Annotated in this window: 7 protein-coding genes and 2 pseudogenes; 4 read left to right on the forward strand and 5 right to left on the reverse strand. The window is 53.4% G+C overall.

Annotation, left to right across the window (positions count from 1 at the left end):
* Nucleotides 1-179 (forward strand): annotated as a pseudogene (locus RT340_RS19875) (dihydrolipoyl dehydrogenase); the annotation flags it as partial.
* Between the two features lie 144 nt (nt 180-323).
* Here RT340_RS19875 and RT340_RS22630 read toward each other — a convergent pair.
* Together RT340_RS22630 and RT340_RS19880 are read right to left on the reverse strand one after the other, a co-directional pair.
* The gene (locus RT340_RS22630; protein WP_160868754.1) at nt 324-470 is read right to left on the reverse strand and encodes a Hok/Gef family protein; all 147 of its coding nucleotides are present in this window, start codon (nt 468-470) and stop codon (nt 324-326) included.
* 280 nt (nt 471-750) lie between these two features.
* Nucleotides 751-1,650 carry a LysR family transcriptional regulator gene (locus RT340_RS19880; RefSeq protein WP_211729132.1) on the reverse strand — a complete coding sequence of 300 codons (900 nt, stop codon included), beginning with the start codon at nt 1,648-1,650 and terminating at the stop codon, nt 751-753.
* A 98-nt stretch (nt 1,651-1,748) separates the two neighbouring features.
* Between RT340_RS19880 and RT340_RS19885 the strand changes: the two genes are divergently transcribed.
* The 3 genes from RT340_RS19885 to yacL all read left to right on the forward strand — a co-directional run bounded on the left by RT340_RS19885 (nt 1,749) and on the right by yacL (nt 6,116).
* The gene (locus RT340_RS19885; protein WP_313377558.1) at nt 1,749-2,744 is read left to right on the forward strand and encodes an aldo/keto reductase; all 996 of its coding nucleotides are present in this window, start codon (nt 1,749-1,751) and stop codon (nt 2,742-2,744) included.
* Nucleotides 2,745-2,981: 237 nt separating this feature from the next.
* Nucleotides 2,982-5,579, forward strand: a complete 2,598-nt coding sequence (acnB, locus tag RT340_RS19890; RefSeq protein WP_160833531.1) for a bifunctional aconitate hydratase 2/2-methylisocitrate dehydratase — start codon at nt 2,982-2,984, stop codon at nt 5,577-5,579.
* Nucleotides 5,580-5,753: 174 nt separating this feature from the next.
* Nucleotides 5,754-6,116, forward strand: coding sequence for a protein YacL (gene yacL, locus RT340_RS19895; RefSeq protein ID WP_097118360.1), 363 nt, complete (start codon nt 5,754-5,756; stop codon nt 6,114-6,116).
* A 169-nt stretch (nt 6,117-6,285) separates the two neighbouring features.
* Here yacL and RT340_RS19900 read toward each other — a convergent pair whose 3' ends face one another.
* From RT340_RS19900 to RT340_RS19910, 3 genes and pseudogenes are all read right to left on the reverse strand, one after another.
* Nucleotides 6,286-7,605: an MFS transporter gene (locus tag RT340_RS19900; RefSeq protein WP_211729130.1), complete on the reverse strand. Its 1,320-nt coding sequence runs from the start codon at nt 7,603-7,605 to the stop codon at nt 6,286-6,288.
* Nucleotides 7,606-7,754: 149 nt separating this feature from the next.
* Complete coding sequence (locus RT340_RS19905) at nt 7,755-8,708, reverse strand: phosphoglycerate dehydrogenase (RefSeq protein ID WP_313377559.1); 954 nt, start codon at nt 8,706-8,708, stop codon at nt 7,755-7,757.
* A 54-nt stretch (nt 8,709-8,762) separates the two neighbouring features.
* Nucleotides 8,763-9,006: pseudogene (locus RT340_RS19910) on the reverse strand (dihydrodipicolinate synthase family protein); the annotation flags it as partial.

A 9,006-nucleotide genomic window follows, 5' to 3' on the forward strand; every position in this document is an offset into this window, starting at 1 on the left:
CCAACGGCGGCGAGCTGCTGGGTGAAATCGGTCTGGCGATCGAAATGGGCTGTGATGCAGAAGACATCGCACTGACCATTCACGCGCACCCAACCTTGCATGAGTCAGTTGGTCTGGCGGCAGAAGTGTTTGAAGGTAGTATCACGGACCTGCCAAACGCGAAAGCGAAAAAGAAATAATTTTTTTGCTAAATAAAGAAACGGCTCCTTAATGGAGCCGTTTTTTATTACGGGTTCTATTAAATTGAATCGATAAATAAGGCGCTGGAGCTAACGCATAAGCCCTGCCGGAAATAGCAGGGGCGAACCCCTGCTATTGAAGTGTTACTGCCTGACTTCGTAAGCCATTACCGCAGATAATTCAGCAGTGAATACCTTGAATCGTAATTCACAGAGTGTATTGCGATTCACCAGGCACAATACTAATAGCATGAGCCCGCCGATAATCAGCTTGCTGAATGATAACTTCATAATCACTTACTCCTTGCATTAGCACGAGCAAGCAACTACCCTAACATTGCTTAGGTGTTTCGGGTAGTTGCCTGCTCGTGCGGTTGATGAAAATTGACCGCATGAGTTTCTCCTTCCACAACCCACCTCAATTGATAATGCTTGAGGCAGATTGCCTCAAGCGCCCGCAGGCAGTCTACGCGTTTTGTTTCTTATTTCACGTCTAATTTATCTTTAATTTTAATTAAATTTCCCAGTTTTATCGTTAGTCTTTAATTAAAGATGTTAAGTGTTCATGTGATTAATTATTGATATCTTTAATCCAATCAATAAAATGCCTTAGCGGTGCGGAAAGGTATTTCCTGCTGGGGTAATAAAGCCAGAATCCTTCTTCAATCTGCGTATACTCAGTAAGTATTTCAACTAATTCTCTCTCCGCCAAAGCAGCGTTGACCGCGTCCTGATGTAAAAAGGCGATACCTAATCCGGCACATGCCGCTTGCAGAATGCGCTCATTATTGTCCAGCACCAGTGAGCCTTTTACCGCCACTTCCTGCTTGCGCCCGTCTTGCCAAAATTCCCAACGATAGCGACGTCCGCTCGGAAAGCGCCGCTCAATACAGGGAAACTGCAATAACTCCGCCGGGAACTGCGGAACGCCATGTTGAGCAAGAAAAGCCGGGCTGGCCACCGCCAGTGCGCGCATCGGCTTGCCAAAGGGCACTGCGATCATATCCTGCGCCAGCACATCGCCATAGCGTACGCCTGCATCAAAACCACTCTCAACGATATCTACCAACGCGTCATTGCTGTCGATCTCCAGCGTAATCTCCGGGAAGCGTTGCACGAACGGTAAAATGACGGATTGGAAAAACAGCGCCTCCGCCGAACGCGGCATGCTGATGCGCAACACGCCACGAGGATCGCGACGCCAGTCATTCAGTTCATCCACCGCCTGTGAAAGATCGGCCAGCGCAGGCTGGATACGCAGCAAGAATCGCTCGCCGGCTTCGGTCAGCGCCACTTTCCGCGTGGTGCGGTGCAGCAGACGCACTCCCAACCGCTCCTCAAAGTTGCGCATGGCGTGGCTCAGGCTCGAGGGCGTGACATTTCGCTCCTCAGCGGCTTTGCGAAAACTCAGATGCTGCGCGATAGCGGCAAACATCTCCAGTTCCTGCATTGATGCACGGTAGTTGTTCATTGCTGAATTCCACTCACTAAATCAACGAAAATCGCGCAATTGTTGCTGCGATTGCTGAGGTTTATAACATTAACACCGTAAGCGAAGAGGATAAATCAATGCAACAGCGTCAATTAGGCAGTCAGGGATTACAGGTTTCAGCGTTAGGATTGGGCTGCATGGGCATGAACTTTGCCTATGGTCAGAATGATGAAAAGCAAGCGTTGAATACGCTGGCGCGTGCATTTGAACTCGGCGTCAATTTCCTCGATACCGCTGAAGTGTATGGTCCTTTCACCAATGAGATGTTACTGGCGAAAGCGATCAAAGGCCGTAGCGATATCAAAGTGGCGACCAAGTTTGGTTTCCGCATTACCGATCATGGGGAGGGCTGGGAGCGCATTACCGGTGCCAATAGCGAACCGGCGCATATCCGCCGCGCCGTGGAAGGCTCACTTCAGCGCCTGGGTGTCGAAGCCATTGAATTACTGTATCAGCATCGTCTCGATCCAGCCGTGCCGATTGAGGATGTGGTAGGCGTGATGGCGGATCTGGTGCGTGAAGGGAAGGTGAAGTATCTCGGTTTATCCGAAGTCTCATCCGCCACGTTACGCCGCGCGCAGGCGGTGCATCCGATTTCGGCCCTGCAGAGCGAATACTCACTGTGGACGCGCGATCCGGAGCAAGAAATTCTCGCCACCTGCCGTGAGCTGAATATCGGATTTGTCCCTTACAGTCCGTTAGGCCGCGGCTTCCTCACCGGTAAATTCCCGGCGGCGACCACGCTGGCGGAAGATGATTTTCGTCGCTATCTGCCGCGTTTCCAACAGGACGCACAGGCGCATAACCAGAAGTTAGTGAATCAGCTTTCAGAGATGGCTGCAGGTTATGATGCGACAGCAGCACAACTGGCGCTGGCGTGGGTGCTGGCGAAAGGTGAGGATATCGTGCCGATCCCTGGTGCCAGTAAAATCGCCAATCTGGAACAGAACTGTGCTGCGGCCGCTCTCACACTTCATTCAGCCGATATTAAGGCCCTGGATACGCTATTCAATCCACAAAATATTCAGGGTGAGCGCTACAACGAAAGCGAATTCACCCTGGTCGATCGCTAATTTTTAGCCCTTCAATCACAAAATGGCAGGCTCAGGTGGCCTGCCATTTTGTGTGACCCCGCTCAAAATCCAGATAAATCTGCTAAATAACGCGCGGATGTTGCTTTTTTGTAAACAGATTAACAATCAGCCGAAATGCTGCTATGCTGGCCGACGCGGAACCGGGCACCTCACCCTACTGTTTGACAGCTCAAGGGGTGTACCGGAAAGCTATACAATGAGAGCGAGGAGAACGTCGTGCTAGAAGAATACCGTAAGCACGTTGCCGAGCGTGCTGCCCAGGGAATCGTACCTAAGCCGTTAGATGCTTCCCAAATGGCCGCGCTGGTTGAACTGCTGAAAAACCCGCCAGCGGGTGAAGAAGAATTCCTGACCGATCTATTGGTCAACCGTGTACCCCCAGGTGTTGATGAAGCGGCTTATGTAAAAGCTGGTTTCCTGGCAGCTGTCACGAAGGGCGAAGCCCTCTCTCCTCTGGTTACTCGCGAAAAGGCAGTTGAACTGCTGGGCACCATGCAGGGTGGCTACAACATCCATGCCCTGATCGAAGCGCTTGACGATGAAGCACTGGCTCCGATTGCCGCTGAAGCCCTGTCCCATACGCTGCTGATGTTCGATAACTTCTACGATGTCGAAGAGAAAGCGAAAGCGGGTAACCCCCACGCGAAGAAAATTATCCAGTCCTGGGCCGATGCTGAGTGGTTCCTGAAGCGTCCTAAGCTGGCTGAAAAAATCACCACCACCGTGTTTAAAGTGACCGGCGAAACCAACACCGATGACCTCTCTCCGGCACCGGATGCATGGTCTCGCCCGGATATTCCACTACACGCACTGGCGATGTTGAAAAACCCACGTGATGGTATCGAACCCGACGATGCCGGCAGCATTGGGCCGATCAAACAGATCGAAGAATTGCAGAAAAAAGGCTTCCCGCTGACCTACGTCGGTGACGTGGTGGGTACCGGTTCTTCCCGTAAATCTGCCACCAACTCGGTGTTGTGGTTCATGGGCGATGACATTCCGTACGTGCCAAACAAAAAAGGCGGCGGTCTGTGCCTCGGCGGTAAAATCGCACCGATCTTCTTCAACACTATGGAAGATGCGGGCGCACTGCCGATCGAAGTGGACGTTGACCGTCTGAACATGGGCGATGTGATTGACGTTTACCCGTACAAGGGTGAAGTGCGCAATCATGAAACCGACGAACTGCTGGCGACCTTCGAGCTGAAAACCGAAGTGCTGCTGGATGAAGTGCGTGCCGGTGGCCGTATTCCACTGATCATTGGTCGTGGCCTGACCACCAAAGCACGTGAGTCTCTGGGTCTGCCGCACAGCGATGTGTTTGTGAAAGCCAAAGACGTTGCAGAGAGCACCCGTGGTTATTCACTGGCGCAGAAAATGGTTGGCCGTGCCTGTGGCGTTGAAGGTATCCGTCCGGGTGCCTACTGTGAACCTAAAATGACCTCTGTAGGTTCTCAGGACACCACCGGTCCAATGACCCGTGATGAACTGAAAGACCTGGCGTGCCTGGGCTTCTCATCCGATTTAGTCATGCAGTCATTCTGTCATACCGCAGCCTATCCTAAGCCGGTTGACGTAACCACGCACCACACCCTACCTGACTTCATTATGAACCGTGGCGGTGTCTCACTGCGTCCGGGTGACGGGGTTATCCACAGCTGGCTGAACCGTATGCTGCTGCCAGATACCGTGGGTACCGGCGGCGATTCACACACCCGTTTCCCTATCGGTATCTCCTTCCCGGCGGGTTCTGGTCTGGTGGCATTTGCTGCTGCGACCGGCGTGATGCCACTGGATATGCCTGAGTCGGTACTGGTGCGCTTCAAAGGCGAAATGCAGCCGGGAATCACCCTGCGCGATCTGGTTCACGCCATCCCACTGTACGCCATCAAAGCGGGTCTGCTGACTGTTGAGAAGAAAGGGAAGAAAAACATCTTCTCTGGCCGCGTGCTGGAAATCGAAGGTCTGCCGAAACTGAAAGTGGAGCAGGCATTTGAACTGACCGATGCGTCAGCTGAGCGTTCTGCAGCGGGCTGTACCATCAAGCTGGATAAAGAGCCGATCATTGAGTATCTGAACTCAAACATCGTGCTGCTGAAGTGGATGATCTCTGAAGGTTACGGCGATCGTCGTACGCTGGAGCGCCGTGTAGAAGGCATGCAGAAATGGCTGGCGGATCCGCAACTGCTGGAAGGCGATGCGGATGCAGAATATGCGGCAGTGATCGATATCGATCTGGCCGAAATCAAAGAGCCAATCCTGTGTGCGCCAAACGATCCAGATGATGCGCGCTGGTTGTCTGATGTGCAGGGCGAGAAGATCGATGAAGTGTTCATCGGTTCTTGTATGACCAACATCGGTCACTTCCGTGCAGCGGGTAAACTGCTGGATGCGCACAAAGGCCAACTGCCAACCCGTCTGTGGGTGGCGCCGCCTACTAAGATGGATGCCGCTCAGCTGACGGAAGAGGGCTATTACAGCGTCTTCGGTAAGAGCGGTGCGCGTATCGAAATCCCAGGTTGCTCACTCTGCATGGGTAACCAGGCGCGTGTGAAAGACGGTGCGACGGTGGTTTCCACCTCAACCCGTAACTTCCCGAACCGCCTCGGTACCGGCGCGAACGTGTTCCTGGCTTCGGCTGAGTTGGCTGCGGTGGCATCCCTGCTGGGTAAACTGCCAACGCCAGATGAGTATCAGCAGTTTATGGTTCAGGTTGATAAGACGGCGGCAGATACTTACCGCTATCTCAACTTTGACCAGCTTGGTCAGTACACTGAAAAAGCTGACGGTGTGATCTTCCAGACCGCGGTTTAATCGGCGCGAAGGATGAAGAGGGGACGATGCGAATCGTCCCTTTTTTTATGCGCTTTTTTCCTCGAGCATGTCCAGGCATAATGCGAGCGCGATCCCACTTTATTCAGCGCGCTACGCACAAAATGCACCTAACCGGTGCTGCACGTCGCGCCATTAGCTACACGAGGCAAACCCATGGAGTATGAATTTCTGCGTGATTTGACCGGACAGGTCAAAGTGCGTATGTCGATGGACCACGAAGCAGTGGGGCACTGGTTCAATGAAGAGGTCAGAGAGCATCCCGGCCTGTTGGATGAAGTGGAAGCGGCGGCGCGGGAAGTCAAAGGAACGATTAATCAGTGGCAGCGTGTCGGGCATGAATACACCATCTGGCTGGATGAAGAAGAGGTGATGATCCGAGCCAACCAGCTGGCGCTGGAAGATGATGGCATGGAAGAGGGCATGACGTATTACGACGAAGAGAGTCTGTCATTTTGCGGCGTGGAAGATTTCCTCGCAGTGATCGCGGCGTATCGGCAGTTTCTTGCGGGCAGATAACCGCAAAATTTCGCCTGCATTGTCGTGGCGTAGTTTTATTTAGACTTTGGCTTTCCCTGACTCAATGGCGGCAGATGATCCCCTTGAATTCAGCGACATGTCGCCTCCAATTGTTTTTTATTTTCTGTAGGGGAAACGCCGCATCAGGACGATGCGGCGAGTTTGGCACTTACGCGCCGCTTACCACGGAGTGTGGATGATGCACCTGTTCCTCATCCACGATGGGTTCGACTTTGCCCATCAGGAACAGGTAGTTAAGAATACCGATAACCACTAATACAGCAGAGAACACCAGCGCCCAGGTGAAGTGGCCTGTCGCCCCGACGATGGCACCAGTAATAATCGGCCCCACCGCACCGCCCATGTTGGATACGGTGTTTTGCAGGCCTGCCACGATCGACACGCTGTTCTGCGGTGCCACATCGCCAGGCAGTGCCCACACCTGAGAAGCCGCAACGGTGGTGCCCGATTTGGCGATACACAGCAACAGCACGGTCATAAATACCGAGTCAGTGAACGGGGCGAAGCCGATACAGAGTGCCATCATCAGACCAATAGTCAGGAACAGCTTGCGCGTGGCGGTCAGTGACAGCACTTTTTTGTGCACCATGCGATCGGATGCCCAACCGGCCAGCACTTCAATCACCATGCCGCAAATCAGCGGCAGCGCAGCCACCATCCCCATCTTAAGGAAATCCATGCCTTTATCTTTTACCAGGTAGGTCGGTAGCCAGGTGATGAAGAAGTAAGAGGTGTAGTTGATGGTGAAGAAGCCAATGCACATTGCCCAGATATTGCGGTAGCGCAGCAGTTTGTACCACTTCATCGGACGTACGCTCTTGTCGCCATGTTTCTGCGCCTGGCCATTACGGATAAAGCGCACTTCATCCTGACTGATCGATTTGTGATCTTCCGGGTTTTCCGCATAGATGAAGTACCACGCAATCACCCAGAACACACCGAGTGATCCAATCACCAGGAAGGTGATGCGCCAGTCGAACATGGCGATCATAAATACGATCAACGGCATGGCCACGGCACCACCAAACTTCGAGGCGCTGTCGAACAGGCCTGAAACGGTGGCACGTTCGCGATCCGGGAACCAGCGCGCGGTTATCCCGGCGTTGCTCGGATAGGCGGCGGCCTCACCGACACCCAGCGCTAAACGCAGCGCCAGTAGAGATTTAAAGCCGGTTGCCAGGCCCATCGCCATGGTAGCAATTGACCACCAGGCCACCGCAATACCGAGACCTTTTTTCTGACCGAAGCGATCGGCAAACCAGCCTGCCGGGATCTGCAACAGCGCGTATGACCAGAAGAACGCTGCCATGATAAAGCCCATCATCTCGGGATTAATGTCGAGCTCTTTAATCAAATGCGGGGCAGCCGCAGAGAGTACGGTACGGTCAATATAGTTAATGGCGATCGCCAGCCACATCAGGCCAGCAATCCACCAGCGAATTCGGGTAGAGCGAGAGGTGTTGTTCATAATATTTTTTCACCTTCCCGGTGTCTTTCGCGCTGTCGCGGCGTTGACTGCAATCATTGACCCATTTTCAGGGGATAAATGACCTTGTCGCTGGCGTCAGCACCAATGACTGGGGATTAAAATTTGGATTAAGTAGGGTTTTGAGAAAATTAATCCAGCCCGTTCATAACATTTGTCGGGCGCTCGCCCTGTTTGATGCACTGCACAATCTGCGCGACGCAACGTTCACCAATGGCACTGATGGCACCGTCGGTGTAACCCGCGATATGCGAAGTCGGGATAAAGTTGCTGAGGGTGAACAGCGGATGTTCCGTCAGCGGTTCCTGCTCAACCACATCGGCGGCCGCGCCAGCGATGACGTTGTCCAGCAGTGCCTGATACAGATCTTGCTCATTGACGATGCCACCGCGTGAGGCATTGATCAGGAATGCACTCTTCTTCATGCGCTTGATGCGCGCAGCATCGAACAGATTCTGGGTTTTATCGGTGAGCGGCTTGTGCAAGGTGATGAAATCGCTGCTTTCGGTCAGCTGATCGAGGCTGACGAATTCGATGCCATGCTCGGCGGCAAATTTTTCATCCGGATAAAAGTCGACAGCAATCACGCGCATGTTGAAGCCTTTGGCACGCAGCGCAACCTGTTTACCGATATTCCCGAGGCCGATAATGCCCAGCGTTTTGCCATACACATCGGTGGCAAAGATGCGCGGCCAGTTACCGGCACGGGTTTCAATTGCAGCCTGGGTAATCTGGCGTGCGCTATTCAGAATCAACGCGAACGCGAAGTCAGCCACGGCATGTTTATTGGCATCCGGCACATTGGTGACGTAAATGCCGCGTGCGCGGGTGGCATCCAGATTGATGTTGTCGACGCCCACGCCATGCTTACACACGATCTTCAGCTGAGGTGCTTTTGCCAGCAGTGCTTCATTCACATCGGTAAAGGCAACGATCATCGCCACGGTCTCGGCCAGATGCGGCTCCAGCGCGCTAAGCGGTGCATCGGCGGGCAGGGTGATCAGCTCAAAACCCTGCTGTTCCAGCGCATCAATGGGCGCAGCGTCGTATTTGGCGAAAGACGGTGAAGTACAGATAACTTTCATAGCGTTTCCCAATCCTGGTGTTGGAACGGGCAGCAACCGCTGCCCAATCGGTCTTTACTGCAGGTACTGATTCACGATCTGGCGGATCTTCTGCTCTTCTTCGGCAGAGAAGCTCACCGCATAACGGCTGTTACCCACATCTGAACCCAGCAGTGAAACAGCTTTCTTCACGGTGGCCGGTGGGAAACCAACGCTGTAGAGATCGGTGCGCAGGCCCGTGATGTTCTCTTGTGCCTGGCGTGAGCCTTCAATATCGCCCGCATGGAAACGTGCCCAGATAGCGTTGATCTCTTTCGGC

This window comes from Pantoea sp. CTOTU50773 (genome assembly GCF_032082325.1).
In the GTDB taxonomy this organism is placed as follows: domain Bacteria; phylum Pseudomonadota; class Gammaproteobacteria; order Enterobacterales; family Enterobacteriaceae; genus Pantoea; species Pantoea communis.